Origin of the sequence: Pseudomonas sp. F8002 (assembly GCF_013385495.1) — a bacterium.
Lineage (GTDB): Bacteria > Pseudomonadota > Gammaproteobacteria > Pseudomonadales > Pseudomonadaceae > Aquipseudomonas.
The window spans coordinates 200,436-222,858 of sequence record NZ_JACAPW010000010.1 but is presented as its reverse complement, the minus strand read 5'-3'; the positions used below and the strand labels follow the sequence as shown (position 1 = coordinate 222,858).

Here is a 22,423-nt window from a genome sequence, read left to right as displayed (position 1 = left end):
ACAGGCGGACTTACGTGATGGTCCGCTGGTCACTGCTCGCGTTTGCTCATGGGGATTCCAATAATGAAAAACCCTTATGCTCCCGCTTTCTGGTGCGTGTTCTTCGCACTGGTGTTGCTATCGGCGACTTACTTCTACGGCATCATGCTGGCCCATCAAATCGACAAGGCCATGGTGTTCCTCGACAGCGCCAGCGCGCTGATCGCGGTGCTGTCCATCGGCGTGGTGGCCTGGGCCTCCTACCAGGGCCAGCGAATCAAGCGAAGACTGCTCGAACAAGGCAAGACCCGCGTGGCGATCTGGGACACCAAGGTTGCCCTGCGCCGGGTCGAGACGGTGTTCGACCGCTACTTCTGGGGCAGCTACTGGCAGCCGGGGCGCACCTTCCAGGAAGTCATGGGCGAACTGACCGGCACACCGCTGGAAAAAAGCCTCGAAGCCTTGAAAAAACAATGTGTGATGCTTGATCGGCAAGTCGCCGACGGACGGCATTGGCTGAATAACGCCCGGGAATTATCCGACGTGGCCACTGCGATGGCGCGAGAGCGTTACCAGCTGGATTTTTATGATCCCAAGTCGGATACGCCGGGCAATGCGGTGATTCACCGTGAGTTTGAGGTGCTGGTGTATACGTGGACGGCACGGCTGAAGAGCTTCGACCATCAACTTGATGAGATCGAAACCGAGTATTCCTGAAATCTGTGGTGTCTGTACTGACGCCTTCGCGAGCAAGCCCGCTCCCACATTCGATCGAGTTCCATCTTTGGAATGCAGTCGAATGTGGGAGCGGGCTTGCTCGCGAAGGCACTTTACCGTTCAGCGCTGAAGTCTGCGCCTATTGAAAAATTGGGCTGCATACGCCAGCCAATGCTAATCTTCCCCGGATTTCGGCGGGCTTGAGCCGACACCCTTCGGGGTTCAGGGAAGACAGCCCACTTCACAGGATTTGATCAGGTCACTACATGAATAAGCCAGCAGTCGTTCTCTTGGGTATCGTCGTCGCCATTGGTGCAATCAGCGCAGGCGGTGCCTGGTACACCGGCAAGCAACTGGAGCCGGTGCTGCAAACCGCCATCCAGGACGCCAACAAGGAACTGCAGACCTCCATGGCCGGTGTCGACGGCACTGTGACCCTCGAACTGGTCTCCCTCGACCGCCAGCTGTTCAGCAGCACCGCCCACTATCGCCTCAAGGCCCAGGGCGCGGTGTTCGGCGAAAATCATCAGGACACCGAACTGCTGTTCGTCGACCATATCGAACACGGCCCGCTGCCGTTCTCGCGCCTGGTGTCGCTGAAGTGGCTGCCGGTCATGGCCACCAGCCACTACGAACTCGAGAAAAACCCCACCACCGAAAAATGGTTCGCTGCCAGCAAGGACGTGTCGCCCCTCAAAGGCGTGGCCAACATCGGCTATGACCGCTCGGTGACCGGCAACGTTGAACTGCTGCCCCTGGAACTCAAGGACGACAAGTCGGCCGTGAGCTTCTCCGGCGCCAACCTCGACTTCGACTCCACCGCCGAAGGCAAGAAGGTCAAGGCCAGCGGCTACATGGACAACCTCAAGGTCTCGGTTGTCGATGCCAACAACGCCAAGCTGGATGCGGAGCTGAGCGGCCTGACCATCGCCAGCAACCTGGAAAAAACCACCTTCGGTTTCTACACCGGGCAAAACACCGTCGAGCTGACCAACACCAAGGTCACCTTCGGCCCGCAGCAAGCAGTGCTGACTCTCAAGAACTTTGAGCAGAAAGACAGCAGCGAAACCAAGGACAACAACCTGGCCGGCCGCGTCGACTACAAGATCGACGAGATCGGTTACCAGGGCAAGCCAGTGGGTTCGGCGGCCATGGCCGTCAGCATGAAGAACGTCGACATCCCGTCGATGCTGGTACTGACCAAGCTCTACCAGGAAAAAGTACAGCCGGCCCAGGCCGCTGCCGCTGCTGGCCAGCCCGTGCCTGAGTTGCAACTGACCGAAGCCGAGCAGACCCTGGCCCAGGCCAACGTCGACCAACTGCTGGCTGCCAAGCCGCAAGTGGCGGTAGAAAACCTGTCGCTGAAAACCACCAATGGCGAGAGCCGCTTCAACCTGGTGGCGGACTTCGCCAAGCCGTCGAGCATGGACCTGCCGCCGGTTGAACTGGGCAAGCAAATCGTTGCGCTGCTGGACGCCAACCTGACCCTGTCCAAGCCGATGATCCAGGACGTTGCCGGCCTGCAGGCGCAGATCGGTGGTGTGACCGACCCGAAAGCCATCGAGCAGCAATCCCAGATGGCCAGCGAGATGATCAGCGGCATGGCCGTGGGTACTCAACTGGCGACCCTGGTGGGTACCGATATCGTGTCCAAGCTGCACTACGCCAACAATGAAGTGACCTTCAACGGCCAGAAAATGACCGTCGAGCAATTCATTGGTTTTGTGCTGGGCAAGTTCGGCGCGGTCAGCGGCGCTCAATAAGACTCGGCTCAAAATGATGTAGGCCAATTCTGAACAATTGTTCTGAATTGGCCTTTTTTGTACCCCCCTCAAGGATATTGCGCCCCGGGAAAGCTTGGCCGCGTCATCAGATGCCGGCCGCCTGGAGTGTCGTGCAGGTGAACTTATCGCTACAGCTTTCCCTGGTGAGGAAGCTGACGACATGTCGCGTAATATTCATCCGTTTATCCGCCTGGCCCTGTGCAGCCAACTGCTCTGGCCCGTCGTGGCATCGGCCGATGCGGCCTATGATTCGCTGATCAACCAGGCCCGCAGTGGCAACTATGGTCCGGCCCTCAACCTGTTGCGCCAAATGCCCGCCGAGCGCCAGACGCCGGGGCAGGTCAGCGATCACCTGTTGATTGCCAGCTGGGCGCGCCAGGACGCCGAGGTGCTGACGGTCTACGAGGCCCAGGGCCGCTCACGCACCCTCACCACCCAGGCGCTGGCCACCGTCGCCCGCACCTATCGCAACCAGCAGCGTTGGGAACCGGCGATTGCCGTGTATCGCCAGGCGTTGCTGCGCGAGCCGAATAACCCGGACCTGCAACTCGGCCTGGCCCTGACCCAGGCGGACGCCGGCCAGACCGCTGAAGCGGTGCAGCGCACCCGCGCCCTGGTGGCCGCCAAGCCCGACGACGCCGACCGCCGCATGGCCCTGGGTTACGCACTGACCCGTGCCGGCTCTACCTATGACGCGCTGTTCGAATTCGACCAGGCGTTCATGCGTGCCGGCAACAAACCTGAAGTCGCCCGCGAATACATCGTCGCCCTGCAACGTGCGCGCCTGCCGGAACCGGCCCTGCGCCTCGCTGCCCGGCGCCCTGGCCTATTGGACCCGGTCACCCAACGCCGCCTCGAAGGCGACCTGGCCGCCGAGCGCGTGCGCATGGCCGAGTTCGCGACCCGCAGTGAAAAAGAGCGCTACGTCATCGCCGACCGTGCCCTCAAGGATTACGACCAACTGCTCACCACTTGGACACCGGATGCCAACGCCCATGATGACGTGGTGCGCTGGCGCATCGACCGTCTGGGCGCGCTGAAAGCCCGGGCGCGCACCGCCGAGGTGATCCGCGATTACCAAGTCTTGAAGGGCGAAGGCGTGCAACTGCCGACCTACGCCCTGCGCTGGGTCGCTGCCGCCTACCTCGACCAGCGCCAGCCGGAAAAGGCCGCGCCGCTGTATCGCCAGGCCCTGGCGGCAAGCGATGCGGACGCCGGCGATCACGTCGAAGACAGCACCGCGCTGTTCTACGCCCTGCTCGAAAACGATCAAGTGGTGGAAGCCCGCGAAGTCGCCGACAACCTGGCGAGCACCCAGAAACCCCGGGTCGAGCTCAAGGGCTTGCCCATCGGCAACCCCAACGACGCCTGGATGGACGCCCAACAATTGGCCGCCCAGGCCGGCACCTATGGCGCCGACCTGCCCGCCAGCGAAAAAGGCCTGGAAGCCCTGGTGCAACAGGCCCCCGGCAATATTGGCCTGCGCCTGGCCCAGGCCGATATGTACCGTGCCCGCGACTGGCCACGGCGCGCCGAAAACACCCTCAAGGAAACCGAAGCCCAGGCCCCGCGCGACATCGGCCTGGAGGTTTCCCAAGGCCACACTGCCCTCGATCTGCAGGAGTGGCGCCAGCTCGATGCACTCACCGACGACGTGGTCGACCGCGCCCCGGACAACCGCCAGGTACAGCGCCTCAGCCGCCTGCGGGATGTGCACGACATGGCCGAATTGCGCGTCGAGGCCTACACCGGCAAAAGCAACGGCGGCGGCGATGACGGCGCGGGCGCGGTGTCCGGCAGCCGCGATTTCGGCATCGAAACCTTGCTCTACAGCCCGCCCATCGATGAAGACTGGCGCGTGTTCGGCGGGGCCGGCTACGCCACCGCCGATTTCGAAGAAGGCACCGGCCAACACCGTTGGCAGCGCCTCGGTGTAGAGCGGCGCACCCGCGACATGACCCTCGAAGCCGAGGTCTCCAACCACTCCTACGGCTTTGGCGACAAGCAGGGCGCACGCATCGCGATTGCCCGCGACATCAATGACCAATGGCAGTACGGCGGCAGTCTCGATTACCTCTCCGCGAGCACCCCGCTGCGGGCACTGAATGCCGACATTACTGCCAACGGCGGCAGCGGGTTTATCCGCTGGCGCGCCAACGAAAGCCGCGAATGGAAACTGGCCCTGAGCCCGTCCCACTTCAGCGACGGCAACAACCGCCTTGAAGCGCTGCTCACCGGTCGCCAGGGCGTGTACAGCTCGCCGGGGGTGCAAGTCGACCTGGGCCTGGAAGTCGGCACCAGCCGCAACACCAAGGAAGACACGCCGTACTTCAACCCGCGCTCGGACTTCAGCGTGCTGCCCACGGCCACCGTCAACCACGTGCTCTACCACCGCTACGAAACCCAGTGGAGCCAGCAGTTCCAGGTGGGGGCGGGCACCTACAGCCAGCGCGACTACGGTACCGGCGGCGTTGCACTGGTGGGCTACGGCCAGCGGTTTCGCTGGAACGACGTGCTCGAAACCGGCGCCAACCTCAGCTGGATCAGCCGACCTTATGACGGTGAGCGCGAAAGCGACCTGCGCCTGATCGTCGACCTCACCTACCGCTTCTAGAAGAGTCCGATCATGCCCGTCTTGTCCCGTTGCCTGTTGGCCCTGGGGTTAATGCTGAGCAGCGCTTGCGCCCAGCAACCCGCACCTTTCACTCCACCCGCCGAGCGGCTCAAGCCTGCCAGCGAAGCGGCGTGGCCGAAGAACCATTTCCTCGGTATCGCCTACCACGACATCGAGGACCGCGACCCCGATCAGGCCGTCGTGGCCGTGCGCACCGAACGTTTGATCGAGCAGTTGGCGTGGCTGCGGGAAAACGGCTACCAGCCCGTCACCGTCGACCAGATCTTGGCGGCCCGCAACGGCGGCCCGGAGTTGCCGGCGAAGGCGATCATGCTCAGCTTCGATGACGGCTACGCGAGCTTCTACACCCGTGTGATGCCGATCCTGCGCAGCTACAACTGGCACGCGCTGCTGGCGCCGGTGGGCTCGTGGGTGGATACGCCGCTGAACCAGCCGGTGGACTTCGCCGGTACACCACGGCCGCGTTCGGACTTCCTGACCTGGCAGCAGGTGCGCGAAATCGCCCAGTCCGGCCTGGTGGAAATCGCCGCGCACACCGACGCCAATCACAAGGGCGTGCTGGCCAACCCACAGGGCAACCTGCAACCGGCCGCCACCACCCGACGCTTTGACCCGGCGACCCATCGCTACGAAACCGAAGCCCAGTTCCAGGCGCGGATGCGCACCGACGTGACGGCGATCTCCAACAAGATCCGCGCCGTCACCGGCAAGGCGCCGCGCGTGTGGGTGTGGCCTTACGGCGCTGCCGATGGCACCTCGCTGGCGGTGGTGGGCGAGCAGGGTTACCAGATGGCCCTGACCCTGGAAGACGGTCTCGACAGCCTCGGCAACCTGATGAGCAGCCCGCGCTTCCTGGTGGCCTCCGACCCGGACGGCGAACACTACGCCAACGCCATCGTCGCGACCCAGACTGAAGCCCCGCTGCGGGTGCTGCATGTGGACCTGGACAACGTCTACGACCCGGACCCGGAACAGCAGGTGCGCAACCTCGACAAACTGATCCAGCGCGTGGTCGACATGGGCGCCAGCACCGTGTTCCTGCAGGCTTTCGCCGACCCCAAGGGCGATGGCCTGGTGCGTTCGCTGTACTTCCCCAACCGCCATTTGCCGGTGCGCGCCGACCTGTTCAACCGCGTCACCTGGCAACTGCGCACCCGGGCCCACGTGAGCGTATTTGCCTGGATGCCGGTGCTCAGTTTCGCCCTCGATTCGAAGCTGCCCCGCGTTACCCGTTGGGACCCGCAAACCGGCAAGGTCGCCATCGACCCGGACCAGTACCAGCGCCTGTCGCCGTTCGATCCGAAAGTGCGGCAGGTCATCGGTGAGATCTACGAAGACCTGGCGCGCACCAGTGCCATCGACGGCTTGCTGTTCCACGACGACGCGGTGCTGTCGGACTTCGAAGACGCCAGCCCGCTGGCGCTCAAGGCCTACGCCGCCAATGGCCTGCCGGACACCATCGAAGCCCTGCGCGCCGACCCTGCGGTGATGCAGCGCTGGACGCGTTTCAAGAGCCGCTACCTGATCGACTTCACACATGAGCTGACGGCCAAGGTCCGCACGCTGCGCGGCCCGCAGGTGCAGACCGCACGCAACATCTTCGCCGAACCGATGCTCAACCCGGGCAGCGAAGCCTGGTTCGCGCAGAACCTCGACGACTTCCTCACCAGCTACGACTGGACTGCGCCGATGGCCATGCCGCTGATGGAAGGCCAGGACCTCAAGGGCTCCAACGCCTGGCTGGAAAAGCTCGTGGCCACCGTCAAGGCCCGCCCCGGCGCTCTGCAACGCACGGTCTTCGAGTTGCAAGCCAAGGACTGGCGCACCTCGGCCGCTCCCGATCTGGACGGTGCACAAATGGCCGAGTGGATGGGCGTGCTCAAGCGTCAGGGCGTGACCAGTTTTGGCTACTACCCCGACAACTTCCTGGAGAATTCGCCGGATCTGAAAACCGTGCGTCCGGCCCTTTCCAACCAGTGGAATCCTTGACTCATGTTCGACAGAATCCTCGCGCTTATCGTCTTGTCATTGGTATTGGGTGTGCCCCTTGGGCTGATCTTTTTGGTCACCGGGCAGTTCCTGATGGACTTCGTCTTCTTCTATCCGCTGTTCATGTCCGGCTTGTGGATCGCTGGCGGCCTGTACTTCTGGCTGCACTGGGAGCGCCATTGGCCGTGGGCGGATGACACGCCGGCGCCGGTGCTGGCCGGTGAGCCGCTGATCTCGATCCTGATCCCTTGCTACAACGAAGGCGACAACGCCGCCGAGACCATCGGTGCCGCGTTGGCCCAGCAATACCGCAACATCGAAGTGATCGCGATCAACGACGGCTCCAGCGACAACACCGCCGCCGTGCTCGATGCGCTGGCGCTGAAAGAGCCGCGCCTGCGGGTGCTGCACCTGGCGCAAAACCAGGGCAAGGCTGTGGCCTTGCGCATGGGCGCGGTAGCAGCGCGCAGCGAATACCTGGTGTGCATCGACGGCGATGCGTTGCTCTCGCCGAACACCGCGGCGTACCTGGTGGCGCCGATGCTTGACAACCCGCGCCTGGGGGCCGTCACCGGCAACCCGCGGATTCGCACGCGCTCCACCTTGATCGGCCGGGTGCAGGTGGGCGAGTTCTCTTCGATCATCGGCTTGATCAAGCGCACCCAGCGGGTCTTCGGGCGGATCTTCACCGTCTCCGGCGTGGTGGTGGCGTTTCGGCGGGCGGCCCTGGACCGGGTCGACTACTGGAGCACCGACATGATCACCGAAGACATCGACGTGAGCTGGAAGCTGCAACTGGACCACTGGAGCATCTTCTACGAGCCCCGCGCGCTGTGCTGGATCCTGATGCCGGAAACCCTCGGCGGCCTGTGGAAGCAACGCCTGCGCTGGGCCCAGGGCGGCGCTGAAGTGCTGTTCAAAAATATTCGTGGCATCTGGCAATGGCGCCATCGCTACCTGTGGCCGTTGCTGTTCGAGTACTGCCTGTCCACCGGTTGGGCCTTCACCTTTTTGCTCTCGGTGATTTTCTGGGCCGTGGGCAAAGTGGTGACGCTGCCCGCCGCCATCGCCGTCGACTCGCTGATGCCGCCGGCCTTCACCGGCCTGCTGCTGGCGGTGGTGTGCCTGGTGCAGTTCGCGGTGAGCATCATGATCGACCGGCGCTATGAAAAGGGCCTGTGGAAAACCCTGTTCTGGACCGTCTGGTACCCGCTGGTGTTCTGGTTGGTGAGCCTGTTCACCACCCTGGTCAGCTTCCCCAAAGTGCTGTTCCGCCAACACCAGAAACGCGCGCGCTGGGTCAGCCCGGATCGCGGAATCAAAGCCCCCACTACGGATGTGCAACCATGAATCTGATCCGAACCCAACAGCGCCCGGTGATGTGGGCCATCGACGTATTCCTGACCCTGCTGGCCTGGGCCGGGCTGATTATCCTGCTGGTGCGCGGGCTGGTGCCGATGCTCGACAGCCACGGCGGCCCGCGGATCGATGCGCCGATTTTCGCGGCGCTGGATACCTTGCAGATCTACCTGTGGATTGCCGTGTTCAACGCGATGGTGCTGATCAGTTGGGCACGCTACCAGCAGCGACGTGGCAAGCACTTTGCCCAGCGGCGCTCGGCGGCCAAGGCCTTGAGCGACCAGCATTTGAGCGACAGCTTCAGCCTGGGGGAAGGTGACCTGGAGCAACTGCGCCGCCCGGGTGTGCTGGTGATTCATAACGACCACGAAGGGGGTGTGCAGGAAGTGACAGCCCATGTGTCCCGGCATGTGGAGCGGCCAGGGTTGAAGTTGGTAGCGGGGCAGGAGCGGACCAAGGAGGTTGGTTAACCGGGATATCGAAAAATGGGATCCAATTCACAAAATAACCGCGAACTTTTCTCATCTTTTGGCTACTAACCAGTCTTGATACCGCATTGATGGCCAAGTAATGGCAATTGTAAGCGCCACCATTGGAGGTGTATCAAAACTGTTACCGTTTGTCGGAATAAAAATTCCAATTGCAAGCAATTAAACGTTGCATGATTTATTTATTGTTAATAATCAGCAACTTATATGCCTGTTAAACATAACTTCCCACTAAGCCAGAATCTTGGCCCACCGGAAGTTCGATGTTAGTTTGCCGGCCCCCGCTTTTTCGACGGATCGAACATGTCTTTATTATTGCCACGGACTCGGCTGCTGCTGGGCGTTTGCCTGCTGACTTGCTTCGCACTCAATAGTGCGGTGGCGGCGCCTACGCCTGGCGACCAGGACCTGATCCGCGACCGGCAAAACCGTCTGCTGGAAGAACAGCGCCGGCGCCTTGAAGACCTCAAGGAACTGCCCGGCAAAGAAGCCAAGCCCCAAGCGCCTGCCATCCCGGCCGACACCCGTTGCTTCCCGATCAAAGACATCGAACTCAAGGGTGCCGACAGCCTGCCTGCACCGGACCGCGAGCGCCTGCTCAAGCCTTATATCGGCCAGTGCCTGGGTGTCTCCCAGCTCAATCAAGTGCTCAAGGCGATCACCGACTACTACATCGACAAAGGCATGGTTACCAGCCGTGCTTACTTGCCGCAGCAGGACCTTTCCACCGGCCACCTCCAGGTGTTGGTGGTGGAAGGCAAGCTCGAAGGCTTGAAGGGCGCCGACGGCAGCAACCTGTCCCCGCGCGAGCTGGCCATGGCCTTCCCCGGCAAGGTCGGCGAGCAGCTCAACCTGCGGGAAATCGAGCAGTTGGTGGACCAGTTGAATCGCTTGCCGTCCAAGCAGGCGCAAATGGAACTGACCCCCGGCAGCCAGGTGGGCGGCAGTGAAGTGCAGGTCAAGAACGTCCCGCAAAAGCCCTGGCGCGCCAGCCTGTCGCGCAACAACGACGGGCAGAAAAGCACCGGCGAACAGCAGTGGGGCGCCGGCCTTGAGTGGGACAGCCCGCTGGGCCTGGCCGACCAGCTTGTGTTGCGCGGCGGCCACGATGCCGTCAGCGACCACCAGAAGACCTCGAAAAACACCATGCTCTACTACAACGTGCCATGGGGCTGGTGGAACTTCAGCTACACCTACAGCGAGAGTGATTACCGCACCTTTGGCGTGACCAACGACTTTAAATTCAAGCAGAACGGCGACAACGAAAACCACCAACTGCGCGCCGAGCGGGTGATCCATCGTGACGACGTGAGCAAGACCTCGGTGAACGTCGGCCTGTCGCACCTGCGCACCAACAACTACATCCTCGACGTGCGCACCGAGCCCAGCAGCAACCGCCTCAGTGAACTGCAACTGGGCATCAACCACGGCCGCCGCATCGGCAATGCCTTCGTCAACCTCGACCTGGGCATGCAGAACGGTATCGGCGCCTTCGATGCCCAAGCTGAAAACGAGCGCGATCAATACGGCAATCGCCTGCCCAACGCGCGCTACCGCAAATACACCGCCACCGTCAGCTATTTACAGCCGTTCACGCTATGGGGTGAGTCGTTCAGTTTCTCCAGCCTGGCCACCGGCCAATGCAGTGAAGACATTCTGTTCAGCCCCCAGCGCATGAGCCTCGGCGGCTCGGCCTCGGTGCGCGGTTTCAAAGACCAGCAGCTCACCGGCGACAGCGGCGGCTACTGGCGCAACGACGTGCGCTGGGCGCGCCCGGTGACCTGGGACTGGATGCGCCCGGCCTTTGCCGAATACGGCGCCAGCGTCGGCTACGACCAGGGTGTGATCAGCAACGACCGCTATAACGGTGAAGTGCATGGCCGGGTCTCGAGCAACTCGTTGGAGTTGTTCGCCCGTGGCAAATACGTCAGCACCAGCGTGACCTTTGCCCATTCCCTGGAACGCCCGGCAGTGATGAGCGAGCGCGAAGCGCCGATCTACTTCCGCATGGATTTCTTCCTGTAATTCAACGCCCCGTTACATCGAGAATATGACAATGGATGTTCGCCACTTTGCCTTCCTGGCCCGCCAACCTTCTGCTGCGCTGAAACCGCGAGACTCGTTCTTCGGCCTGCCCAAGCGCGGGTTGGTGCTGATCCTGGCCAACGCGCTGTTCTGGCAGCCGCTGCTGGCCCAGGCCGGAGGCATTGTGGTCAGTGCGCCGGGCACCACCGTCGGCCAGGCCGGCAATGGCGTACCGGTGGTGAACATCGCCACCCCCAATGGCAGTGGCTTGTCCCATAACCAATTCAAGGACTACAACGTCGGCCCCAACGGCGTGATCCTCAACAACGCCAACGGCCCCATGACGAACACCCAGCTGGGTGGCTACATCGTCGGCAACCCCAACCTCAAGGGCGGCGCGGCTAGCGTCATCCTCAACGAAGTCAACGGCGGCAGCCCCAGCCAACTGCGCGGCTACACCGAAGTGGCGGGCCAGTCGGCCAAGGTCATCGTCGCCAACCCGTACGGCGTTACATGCAGCGGCTGCGGCTTCATCAACACCCCCAACGTGACCCTCACCACCGGCAAACCGGTGCTCGACGCCAGCGGCCAGTTGCAGCGCTACCAGGTTGACGGCGGCGCCGTGACCATCGACGGCGAAGGCTTGAATGCCAGCAACGTCGACCGCTTCGAAATCATCACCCGCTCGGCCAAGATCAATGCGCAGATCAACGCACGAGAATTGACCGTCATTGCCGGGCGTAACGACGTCGATGCCAACAGCCTGAAAGCCACCGCGCGCGCCGATGACGGCAGTGCCAAGCCCGAGCTGGCCATCGACTCCTCGGCGCTGGGCGGTATGTACGCCGGTGCGATCAAACTGGTGGGCACCGAAGCCGGCGTGGGTGTGAAGCTCGACGGTACGCTGGCCGCCAGTGGCGGCGATATCCAGCTGGATGCCAACGGGCGCCTGAGCATGGCGCAGACGGCGACCACCGGTAACCTCAAGGTCACCGCGCAGAACGTGAACCTGACCGACAAGGTCTACGCCGCCGGCAATGTGCAGGTGAGCGGTGCTGAAGAACTGGTCAACCAGAAGAGCCTGGCCGCTGGCCAACGCATCGAACTCAACGCCACCACCGTCACCAACCCGGGCATCATCGAAGCAGGCGTGCAGGCCGATAACAGCCGCAATGCCACCGGCGATGTGGTGGTGAATACGCAAACCCTGAACACCAGCGGCAACGTCCTGGCCAGCCGCTCGCTGAGCGCCACGGCCACCCGGGAACTGAACAACCAGGGCGCAGTGATCCAGGGTAAAACCGTCACGCTGAACAGTGCCAGACTGACCAACCAGGGCGCCACCGCGCGGGTGTATGGCGAGCAAGCGCTGGCGATCAACGCGCCGGCCATCGTCAACCTCGGCGGGTTGATTCGCTTCGGTGCCGATCAGGCGGCAACGCTGCAAACCGATTCGCTGGATAACCGCCAGGGCCATATCCAGGTCGCGGGCGGCAGCTTGACGCTCAACAGCGGCACGCTGAACAACACCGGCGGGCAGATTGTCGCGGGCAACCTCGGTGTAACAGCGGACACGATCAACAACCAGAACGGTTTCCTGGTTGCCGACGCCGTGACGGTCAACGCCGCCCGCCTCGACAACAGTGCCAAGGGCTTGATCAGTGCCGAGAAAGGCGCGCTCAACCTCACCGTCACCAACACCTTCAACAACAGCCAGGGTCATGCCCAGGCTGGCACTGACTTGAACCTGCGCGCCGGTGACGTCGCCAACCAGGACGGCAAGCTGGTGGGTGGGCAACTCACCGCTACCCTCGGCAGCCTCAGCAACAACGACGCAGGTGTACTCAGCGCGGATGCCGGCAAGTTGACCTTGACCGTCGCCCAACAGCTGAACAACGCCAAAGGTCACTTGCAGGCCGCCCAGGGCGACATCGAACTGCACGCCGCGAGCCTGGATAACCAGGGCGGCGCCATCATCGGCAAGCAGTTGCTGCTGGATGCGCGAAGCGGGCAGATCGACAACCGCGCCGGGCGTATCGTCGGTGACCAACTGGACGTCCGCGCCGGCAGCCTCGACAACCGCAGTGCCGGGTTGCTGGCCGGTGGTGTGCCGGGTGTGAGCGTGGTGCTGAACGACCAATTGCTCAACACCCAGGGCCGTATTCAAAGTGAGGGTGACCTGCTGCTGACCGGCAAGCGCCTGGGCAACAGCGCCGGGATCCTGCTGGGCAAGGCCCTCACTGTCACCGCGCAAGACCTCGACAACAGCAGCAAGGGCGCGCTGGTCAGCAATGACGGCGACATCACCCTCAACATCAGCAACCTGCTGACCAACACCAACGGTGTGATCGACGCCGCCGAACGCAGTGTGCTGGTCAAGGCCTTGACCACCCTCGACAACCAGGGCGGCACCTTGCGGGGCAAGCGCCTGGATATCGCGGCGCAAACCCTCGACAACGACCAGGGCCAACTCCTGGCCGGCAATCAGGGCGTGAGCTACCGCGGCCAGGACCTGAGCAATCGCCAGGGCATGATCCTCAGCGGTGGTGCGGCGGTCGACCTGACGCTGGGCACCTTGAACAACCAGGGCGGCACCGTGCAAGGCGACAGCTTGACGGTGACAGCCGACAGCGTCGACAACAGCCAAGACGGTACCAAGGCCGGCGCGTTGACCGCCTTGAAGAGCGACCTGCAACTGACGGTCGAGGCCTTGACCAACCGGGGCGGCAAACTGTTCGGCAAGGAGCACGTCACCGTCTCCGGCGCCACCCTGGACAACAGCGCCAACGGCCAGATCAGCGGCAATCAGCTCAGCCTGACCTCGCGTACCCAACTGACCAACCAAGGCGGCCTGATTGAGTCCAACCAGGGCCTGACCTTCAATGGCGGCAACCTCGACAACAGCGCGGGCGGCCAACTGCGGGCGATGGAAGGCGCCAGCAGCACGCTGACGGTCACCGACCAACTGAATAACCAGAACGGCATTCTTGAATTCGGCAGCCAGGCCTTCAGCCTCAGCGCCGGGCATCTGAATAACCAGGCCGGGCAACTGCAGCACGCTGGCACCGGCGTGTTCAGCCTCAATACCAGCAGCCTCAGCGGCAGCCAGGGCAGCATCAATGGCCTGGGCACTGCCGACTGGTCGTTTGGCCGGGTCGATGGCCTCGGCCGTGTGCAACTCAATGAAGCCTTGCACTACACCAGCACCCAGGGCCTTAGCCTCAAGGCCGGCGACCGCCTGGCCAGCGCCAAGGGGCTGACCCTGGATGTCGCCAGCCTGGATAACGCGGGCGAGTTGCTCAGCGACGGTGACCTGAGTGTCAACCTGACCGGCGACATGACCAACAGTGGCCGCCTTTCGGCCCAGCAAAAACTGAGCGTGGTCGCCAACAACCTCAGCCAGAACGGCGGGCGTTTGGCCGGCGGCACCACCACCCGCATCACCCTGGGCGGTACGCTGGATAACCTCGGCTACCTCACCGCACGCCAGCAACTCGACATTGCCGCCGCACAGATCAACAACCGCGGCACCCTCGGTTCACAAGGCAACGTCAACCTCAGCGCCAGCAATGGCATCAGCAATAGCGCGGACACGCTGCTGTTCAGCGGCGGTGATCTGACCCTGCGCGGGAACAGCTTCAGCAACCTGTACGGCGACGTCTACAGCAAGGGCAACCTGAGTTTCGCGGCGCTCGATGGCGGCATGGCGGCGGGCTTCAGCAACCTTTCCGGTACGGTTGAAAGCGAAGGCAATATCGGCATCAGTGCGCGGAATGTGGAAAACGCCAAGGCTGAATTCGAGTTGGGCCAGACCGTCACCACCGGCAGCCTCAATTGGCAGTGCGGCCAGCACTGCGGCGGGCACGACTCGTTCAAGCGCGGTCAAATCACCATCAACCAGACCTACCTTGAATCCGCGATCAAGGACTCGGCCTCTGCACGCCTGGTGGCGGGCAAAGATTTGCTGATCCAGGGCGACAACGTCCAGAACCGCTATAGCCTGCTGGCGGCGAATGGCAACCTGAGCATCACCGCCAACGACCTGCTCAACCAGGGCGCCGCGACTCGCACCGGGCAGAACACCATCGTCATCGGCACCCCGCAGCGCATCGACACCGATGAGTGGGACCGGATGGAATACATCGACGTACCCGCCTTCAACGCAGCGGTGGCAGCGGGTAATTTCGATGAAGCACGCTTTGAGGTGCTCAAGGCCCGGTCGAGCGACTGGCGTTTCTCCGAACAAAGCAACGTCACCACCTGGACCGACAACGGCGGCCCGGGCTACACCGCGACGATACAGGCCGGTGGCGCGGTCAACCTCAACGTTGCGCGCACCCTGCAAAATGGCACGTTGCACACCAACACCCTGGAGCAACTGACCGGCACCCTCGGTGACGACCAGACCGGCATCCCCGTCGGCGGCATCAACATCAACCTGAGCAAGCACGTCAACGACGCCACCGCCCAGGCGCCAAGCAGCGTATTGCCGGTGACCAGCATCGCGCCCGACGGCCGCTACGTACCCGTGGACTACACCGGCGAGTCCTTCACCCCGGTCGACCCCACCACCGCGCCCGGCTTCCAGTTGCCCAAGGGCGACTACGGCCTGTTCATCAAAAACGCCGACCCCACCAGCCACTACCTGATCGAGACCAACCCGAACCTCACCACTGTGGCGGGCTTCTTCAGCTCCGACTACATGCTCGGCAAGCTCGGCTACAGCCCCGACAACGCCTGGCGTCGCCTGGGTGACGGGCAATACGAGTCACGGCTGATCCGCGATGCCGTGCTGGCGCAAACCGGGCAACGCTTCCTCGCCGGTGGCCTGACCAGCGACTACGACCAGTTCCGCTACCTGATGGACAACGCCCTGGCCAGCAAGGACGCCTTGCGCCTGAGCGTCGGCGTGTCCCTCACTGACCAGCAAGTCGGCGCCCTGACCCACGACATCGTGTGGATGGAAAACCGCGTGGTCGACGGCCAGACCGTGCTCGTGCCGGTGCTCTACCTGGCCCAGGCCGACTCCCGCAACGTGCGCGGCAACAGCCTGATCCAGGGCCGCGACCTCAACCTGATGACCGGCGGCGACCTGATCAACGTCGGCACCCTGCGCGCCAGCAACAACCTCTCAGTGGCCAGCAGGGGCAGCCTCTACACCGGCGGCCTGATCGAGGCCGGCAACAACCTCAGCCTGCTGGCCCAGGACAGCATCCGCAATTCCATGGCTGGCGAGATACGCGGCACCCAGGTCAGCCTCACCACCCTGAAGGGCGACATCACCAACGACAACACCGCCATCCAGGTGCGCCAGGGCGCCGGCATGCGCACCCTCACCGACAGCAGCGCCGGCACCATCACCGCCCGCGAAAACCTGGCCATCGACGCTGGCCGCGACCTCACCAACCACGGCGCACTCACCGCCGGCGGCGATGCCGACCTGAAAGCCGGGCGCGACCTCAACCTGATCGCCGTCAGCGACACCAGCGAGATCCACGCCTTCAGCGACGGCGGGCACAAATCCACCATCACCACCGACGTGAAAAACCAAGCGGCCACGGTCACGGCCGGCGGCAACCTGAGCATGGTGGCGGGGCAAGACGTCAACGTCATCGGCAGCAACGCCACCGCGGGTAAGGACCTGAACATTCAGGCCGGGCGCGATTTCAACGTGGCGTCTGTCAGCGATGTGCACAACGTCGAAGGCAAGGAAAAAGACGGCAAGAAACGCATCAAGACAGCGGATGAGCAGGCTACGCAGTTGGCCAGTGTGCTGACGGCGGGCAGGGACTTTACGAGCCAGGCCGGGCGCGACACCACGCTGGTGGCGAGCAAGATCAGTGCGGGGAATGAGGCTTATCTGTATAGCGGGGATAAGTTGAATTTGCTGGCGGCGCAGAACAGTACTCATACGTTGTATGACATGAAGGAGAAGGGAAGCTGGGGCGCGAAAAAAGCGCAGACAGATGAAGTCACCCGCACGACTCAGATGGGCACCGAGATCAAGACGGGTGGCAATCTGACGCTTAAAAGTGAAGGCGACCAGCTGTACCAAGTTGCCAAGCTCAATAGCGGTAAGGACATCGTCCTCGATAGCGGTGGTGCGGTTGTCTTTGAAGGGGTCAAAGACCTGCACGATGAGAGCCACACCAAAAGCAAAAGTGACCTCTCATGGTTCAGTGCCAAAGGTAAAGGCAATACGGATGAAACCTTGCGCCAAAGTGAACTGGTTGCTCAAGGCCAGCTCGTCATCAAGGCCGCCGAGGGAATTCGCATCGATGTCAAACAGGTCGATCAGCAGACCGTAAGTCAGACCGTTGATGCTATGGTCAAGGCTGATCCCAATCTGGCGTGGCTTAAGCAGGCCGAAGCACGTGGCGACATTGATTGGCGCCAGGTCAAAGAGATTCACGAGAGCTTCAAGTACGACAACTCTGGCTTGGGCGCCGGCGCCAAGATCGCGATTGCGATCATGATGGCCGCGATCATGGGGCCGGCAGGTTTTGGTCTTGGGGGCTGGGAGTTGGCAGTTGCCACGAGCTTCTCGACCACTGGTGTTACCAGCACGATTAACAATAAAGGCAACCTCGGCAGAGCCTTAAAGGAAACCGCTAGTAGCAACAGTATTAAAAGTGCGGCAGTCGCCGGTTTTACGGCTGGCGCGCTTTCTTATGCTGACACCAATTGGTTCAGCGGCACTGAGAGCACAAGTACAACAGCAGTCCAAGGCGTGAGCCCCAGCGCGGGGTCAACTTTGGCCGTCACCAACTCTTCCAGCGATATTTTTACCTGGACCTCCGCAGGTGATATTGCCTTGCGCGCTGGTGGTCGAGCGGTCATCTCCAGCGGAATCTCGACGGCTATCCAGGGAGGAAGCTTCGGCGACAACTTCAACGCGGCATTACTGGGAGAGGCTGGCAACGTAGCAATGGCGACCGGTTTTAACTGGGTGGGTGACTACGTCACCTTCCCGAACGGTAGCCCTCAAAAAATTCTTGCCCACGCCTTAATGGGCGGCCTGCTGGCAGAAGCGACTGGCAGCGACTTCAAAACCGGTGCTGCTGCTGCGGGGTTGAATGAGGCGCTTATTAATCAACTGGTGTGGGCGGCTCAAGGTAACAACGATATAACGCTGATGCTTTCACAGCTGACTGGACTGATAGGCGCGGCGGCGGTCGATGGCGATTTGGAGAAAGGCTCACAGATTGCTCAGAAGGCTACGACGTTCAACTACCTCTACCATGAGGAAGTTGAGCAGATGCTGCGGGAGGTCGACAGCAAAAGTACGGAAAAAGAGAAGCGTGAGGTCAGGCAGCGCTATGAGGAACTTGATCAACAGAGAAATGACGAGTTGGATACGCTTTGCGCGCGCGATCCGCAAAGATGCAGAGGTATCGCTACCTCCTTGGCGAACGATGATCAGAAACTCGTCGATCTGGTAGGGAGACTTAGAGCGCAAGGGCAAGGTGGGGCAGCTTCGGTAGTCGGTTATATCCTAGGAAACAACCTAGACGCCTCCAATAGAATCGCCGCAGATCTTGGCTCTGCAGGCGGTGGGGTATTGGTTAAACTCAGCGCAGAGGCTATCAAGGCGGGCGTTGGGGTAACATTACCCTCGCGTGCTGGGGCAGGGAAAGGTAAAGGTGGTCAGGGTGACGCAGCGACTCCTGACTTACCGCTAGGTGCAAAAGACACTACTCGATTCATCGATGGCATCAAGGTTGTTGATCAAAAAACTGGTCAGGTCCTCCAAGGCACAGTTGATCTTGGCCCAACCTTGGATCGGATAAAGTCAGGTGGATCTTTCCCTCATCGAAACGACGGCTCTATATTCCAGAATCGCGCATCGGATCTGCCGCAGAAACCAGCCGGTTACTACACTGAATACGTCCATCCTACGCCCGGTATTGCAGGGCCAGGACCTCAGCGAATCGTCGTAGGAAAAGGCGGCGAAATGTATTACACAGCCGACCACTACAAAACCTTCATCCCGATAAAAAATTGAGGCCTGTCGAAAATGTTGCCATTCAAGTTTGTGGACATCCCGCCTTCATATGACGCGGCCGAGGTTTTTTATGTGCGGATTGACCCGTCCATTGGGATTGCAGAGGAATTGATAAGATCGCTGTATTACCTGCTTTGGTTGCCGGGGTATTTTGGATTTAACTGGGATGCCTTATATGATTGCTTAAGAGATCTTAGCTGGATTCCATGCCACAAAATCGTCCTTGTACATGTGACTCTTCCAGAATTGCCAAGAGAGGATCTACAGGTATACCTTGAGATTCTACGTGATGCGGTCTTTGATTGGATTGGTGACGAAGGGCACGAGATAGAAGTAGTCTTCAGAGAAATTGATAGGCTTACGGTCGAGGATCTGCTAGACAAATAGCTTAAGCCGCTGGAGCAAAAGCAACTGGGGCCGCTGGCGGTGACGCTGAAAAGATTGTCACAGTCAGCAAAAGCCGCTTTCCTGAATCAGCGCAACACATCGAAGATGCTATTGACGCGGGTAAGCCTGGTACTCTGACCATAGATCGCGCGAATGCAGCATCACGCAGGCGTGACTCTTTGCGCGGTACTGAAACCAAGCCAGGCCTTGATCGTGATGAATATCCACCTGCAATGTTTCAAGAGGGTGGTCAAGGTTCCTCCGTAAGACATATCAACCCTAGCGACAATCGCGGGGCTGGTGCCTGTGTTGGTGCTCAATATAGAGAGTTACCAAACGGAACGAAGATTCGAATAGATGTGGTGGATTAGAATATGTCCAGCTTGGAAAAATTGTTATCGAATGCAAGCTCATCTTTGAGTGATCATGCGCCGGAAATTTCTGGGCCGTCACATAGATTGGCCGGTGCTTTATCTGATCAACTTTTAAGGATGCTGGTTCAACGCAATGGCTTCTACGCCCTAGAAAGCGCTTTACATGTGTTTCCCACACATTCTAGTCAGGACGAAATTGGTCTTCGTGATTGGAATGAAGATGCTCTTTGGCGCGGTGCTTATAAGGGTATTGCCGATGGTTGCTTATTTTTTGCTGAAGACATTTTCGGTGGGCAGTTCTGTATTAAAGATAACAAGATTTATATTTTTGACCCGGAAACCGGGGCACTAGAGTATTTGGCCGACGATATTGAAAGCTGGGCAAAAATAATACTTAGTGATTATGAGGCGCTCACGGGCTACCCGTTAGCGCATCAATGGCAAAAGAAAAATGGTCAGCTTCCCACAGGAAAACGTTTGTTGCCGAAGGTGCCATTCGTGCTGGGAGGAGAGTTTGTGCTGGATAATATGTATATGGCAGATGCTGTGGAGGGGATGAGGTTTAGGGCTGATATTGCCCGCCAAATTAAAGACTTGCCAGACGGAGCTGAGATTAAACTAAAAACTGATAGTTAAGTGGTTAGAGTTATATGAAGAAGTCTGTGTAGACCATCATTATTGCGAATGCGGGTATTGGTGGTCTAGCCCCTATTTACAATAAGCGTAAAGGGTGCGAACTTATTTAAATATTTAAGGTAAAGGTAAAGGGGGCGGATTTATTTAAATGTTTAAAGCTCCAGATGAGTTGATTAAATAAATCCGTCCCCTTTGAACTGGAATTCTGCTGGTGCATGTGCAGAGGTATCAGCAGTAGATAAGCTTGTCAGGTCAGGAGGGAATCCAGAAAATATCAAATTCACACAGGCTTTACGTCCTAAAACCATCAGGGATGAAGGTGGATACACCCCTAAAGCAGTTATAGAAACATGCCCGAATTGTAAGGTGACTTGGCCGGGGAATAAATGATGGTTATTGATGAACAATGGGTTCCAGGATTTGGAGAAATTGTTACTTGGTTTGCGATGGACAAAGCCGGTGCTATTGCCGTCATGGTGAATAACTGTTTTGGATCGTTACCAAAGGTTTTGTTGGAAGTTACAGCTGTGGAGCAGAAGCTTGATAGCTTAAGTGAGTACTTGTGGGAAGAGTCTGGTGATTACGAAGAATATCCGAAAGCTAAAAACGGTAAAACAATTCTTGATTTATACTCTGCCTGTGCATATCGTCACCTAGACTCTAGGGCTGAAGTGGAACGATGGATAGCGGATCGATCTTCACTCCAAGCCAGGCTGACAGAATATAACCTTCCAGCAATTAAAGGTGTCTATATATACCATGCTATAGAAGGTAGTGTGTCTGGGGAGGACTTCCCTTCCGGTTATGATGGAGAGTCTAAAATGGGGGACTATTTTCGCTACTTAATCCCTAGCGTTAAGGCTGGTATAGAAGATATTCCTTTTGAGCTTAGGGGGATAGTTGTTGTTTCTGATAGTCTGGAATTTTCAGATGTGAGTTTTTGGTCTGGAAGTTCTATTGATGAGCATTTCTCTCGTATGTATTGACGTAAAAGGGGCAGATTTATTTAAATATTAAATTTAAAAAACTCCAGATGGGTCGATTAAATAAATCCGTCCCCTTTGACCGTGGCTAATCATATGGCTGAAATTGAAATTGTCTTTAGCGAGAGGCTACATGATGGCGCTTCAGTTGTATGGGGGCGGCTAATACAACAGCTCAAAAACTTTAATGAGGATACCGTCATTGATGGCTTTACCGGCAAGAAAATAGGGTTGGCGGACGTTTCGAATTACTTGAAGAAAAACAAGTGTCAGAGTTTTTTTATTGAGCTGGCAAACGGTTCTGTCGAGTTTTCGTATGTGGCAGATAAAGCGTTTTATCGGCTTGATATGAAACACCTGGCGAATTCGATTGAAGTTGCACAGACCTTGATTGAAGCTTTAATCGATGAGCCCGGCTTTGTTCAGGCTCGAATTTACGACGCCGAGTATGATCGATGGCAAAATGCCGAGAGTCTTACGCTCTTTGAAGTTGAGCGCGTCGAACACGCTCATCTGCCCAAGAAAAGTAATGGGCTGCCTTTTCCGCTGACCCAAGAGGTCGTAGATATATCAAAAAATCCTGGGCGTTGGGTTTTAAGAAACGGCTACATTGAGGCGGTTGGCGCTTTCATGTGGGTAAGCAAATCCTTGCTTCAGTTAGTGGGTGTCGACGAAAAGAAGTTAATGGATATCGACTGCTTTGCATTAGAAGATTTGGGCGGCGTTTTGAAGATTGCTGCCTATAACCAGTGCTTCACTGCAGCCGTAGGGGCTCAGGCAGAGAGGCAGGACTTGCTGAGAGAAGTTTTGTTTAACGCGTGAATTAGAGCGAGAATCGGGCGCGGGAAATAGGGTTCAGGCCACGGTTTTCTAATTAAAGTATTAATAGTGGTCTGACCCCCTATTTCTCGGTCGATGATATAACAGCGTAAAGGGGGCGGATTTATTTAAATATTAAAAATTTCTTATGAGTTAATTAAATAAATCCGTCCCCTTTAACCAAATGCAAGTGGTATCTGTAATAAGTGTAGTGCAGGTTTGACGGGTAATAGTGACCTGAAT

General features: G+C 59.3%; 12 protein-coding genes. All 12 read left to right on the top strand.

Features of this window, described 5'->3' with window-relative positions; all coding sequences use genetic code 11:
* Window positions 1–63 precede the first annotated feature (63 nt).
* The 12 genes from HX811_RS09230 to HX811_RS09170 all read left to right on the top strand — a co-directional run bounded on the left by HX811_RS09230 (window position 64) and on the right by HX811_RS09170 (window position 22,183).
* Window positions 64–696, top strand: coding sequence for a hypothetical protein (locus tag HX811_RS09230; RefSeq protein WP_003218188.1), 633 nt, complete (start codon window positions 64–66; stop codon window positions 694–696).
* 266 nt (window positions 697–962) lie between these two features.
* Window positions 963–2,459, top strand: coding sequence for a YdgA family protein (locus tag HX811_RS09225; protein WP_177045663.1), 1,497 nt, complete (start codon window positions 963–965; stop codon window positions 2,457–2,459).
* 181 nt (window positions 2,460–2,640) lie between these two features.
* Window positions 2,641–5,094 carry a poly-beta-1,6 N-acetyl-D-glucosamine export porin PgaA gene (gene pgaA, locus HX811_RS09220; protein WP_177045662.1) on the top strand — a complete coding sequence of 818 codons (2,454 nt, stop codon included), beginning with the start codon at window positions 2,641–2,643 and terminating at the stop codon, window positions 5,092–5,094.
* A 12-nt stretch (window positions 5,095–5,106) separates the two neighbouring features.
* Complete coding sequence (gene pgaB / locus HX811_RS09215; protein ID WP_177045660.1) at window positions 5,107–7,104, top strand: poly-beta-1,6-N-acetyl-D-glucosamine N-deacetylase PgaB; 1,998 nt, start codon at window positions 5,107–5,109, stop codon at window positions 7,102–7,104.
* A 3-nt stretch (window positions 7,105–7,107) separates the two neighbouring features.
* On the top strand, window positions 7,108–8,454 hold the full coding sequence (gene pgaC, locus HX811_RS09210; protein ID WP_003218180.1) for a poly-beta-1,6-N-acetyl-D-glucosamine synthase: 1,347 nt from the start codon (window positions 7,108–7,110) through the stop codon (window positions 8,452–8,454).
* Window positions 8,451–8,933, top strand: a complete 483-nt coding sequence (pgaD, locus tag HX811_RS09205; protein ID WP_008433665.1) for a poly-beta-1,6-N-acetyl-D-glucosamine biosynthesis protein PgaD — start codon at window positions 8,451–8,453, stop codon at window positions 8,931–8,933. The genes pgaC and pgaD overlap by 4 nt, the downstream gene beginning before the upstream one ends.
* Before the next feature lie 321 nt (window positions 8,934–9,254).
* Window positions 9,255–10,976, top strand: coding sequence for a ShlB/FhaC/HecB family hemolysin secretion/activation protein (locus HX811_RS09200; protein WP_177045659.1), 1,722 nt, complete (start codon window positions 9,255–9,257; stop codon window positions 10,974–10,976).
* Window positions 10,977–11,007: 31 nt separating this feature from the next.
* On the top strand, window positions 11,008–18,981 hold the full coding sequence (locus tag HX811_RS09195; protein ID WP_177045658.1) for a DUF637 domain-containing protein: 7,974 nt from the start codon (window positions 11,008–11,010) through the stop codon (window positions 18,979–18,981).
* A gap of 12 nt (window positions 18,982–18,993) precedes the next feature.
* Window positions 18,994–19,368 (top strand): barstar family protein, encoded by a 375-nt coding sequence (locus HX811_RS09190; RefSeq protein WP_087693608.1) that lies wholly within the window; start codon window positions 18,994–18,996, stop codon window positions 19,366–19,368.
* A 374-nt stretch (window positions 19,369–19,742) separates the two neighbouring features.
* Complete coding sequence (locus HX811_RS09180) at window positions 19,743–20,378, top strand: SMI1/KNR4 family protein (protein ID WP_256344403.1); 636 nt, start codon at window positions 19,743–19,745, stop codon at window positions 20,376–20,378.
* Window positions 20,379–20,767: 389 nt separating this feature from the next.
* A complete protein-coding gene (locus HX811_RS09175) occupies window positions 20,768–21,364 on the top strand; it encodes a hypothetical protein (protein WP_023659327.1) in 597 nt (198 codons plus the stop codon).
* 93 nt (window positions 21,365–21,457) lie between these two features.
* Window positions 21,458–22,183: a hypothetical protein gene (locus HX811_RS09170; protein WP_177045656.1), complete on the top strand. Its 726-nt coding sequence runs from the start codon at window positions 21,458–21,460 to the stop codon at window positions 22,181–22,183.
* Window positions 22,184–22,423: the final 240 nt, after the last annotated feature.

Excerpts from the sequence above, each read along its gene's own strand:
- HX811_RS09230 (WP_003218188.1), top strand. The coding sequence starts at position 64 with ATGAAAAACCCTTATGCTCCCGCTTTCTGGTGCGTGTTCTTCGCACTG.
- HX811_RS09225 (WP_177045663.1), top strand. The coding sequence starts at position 963 with ATGAATAAGCCAGCAGTCGTTCTCTTGGGTATCGTCGTCGCCATTGGT.
- pgaA (WP_177045662.1), top strand. The coding sequence starts at position 2,641 with ATGTCGCGTAATATTCATCCGTTTATCCGCCTGGCCCTGTGCAGCCAA.
- pgaB (WP_177045660.1), top strand. The coding sequence starts at position 5,107 with ATGCCCGTCTTGTCCCGTTGCCTGTTGGCCCTGGGGTTAATGCTGAGC.
- pgaC (WP_003218180.1), top strand. The coding sequence starts at position 7,108 with ATGTTCGACAGAATCCTCGCGCTTATCGTCTTGTCATTGGTATTGGGT.
- pgaD (WP_008433665.1), top strand. The coding sequence starts at position 8,451 with ATGAATCTGATCCGAACCCAACAGCGCCCGGTGATGTGGGCCATCGAC.
- HX811_RS09200 (WP_177045659.1), top strand. The coding sequence starts at position 9,255 with ATGTCTTTATTATTGCCACGGACTCGGCTGCTGCTGGGCGTTTGCCTG.
- HX811_RS09195 (WP_177045658.1), top strand. The coding sequence starts at position 11,008 with ATGGATGTTCGCCACTTTGCCTTCCTGGCCCGCCAACCTTCTGCTGCG.
- HX811_RS09190 (WP_087693608.1), top strand. The coding sequence starts at position 18,994 with ATGTTGCCATTCAAGTTTGTGGACATCCCGCCTTCATATGACGCGGCC.
- HX811_RS09180 (WP_256344403.1), top strand. The coding sequence starts at position 19,743 with ATGTCCAGCTTGGAAAAATTGTTATCGAATGCAAGCTCATCTTTGAGT.
- HX811_RS09175 (WP_023659327.1), top strand. The coding sequence starts at position 20,768 with ATGGTTATTGATGAACAATGGGTTCCAGGATTTGGAGAAATTGTTACT.
- HX811_RS09170 (WP_177045656.1), top strand. The coding sequence starts at position 21,458 with ATGGCTGAAATTGAAATTGTCTTTAGCGAGAGGCTACATGATGGCGCT.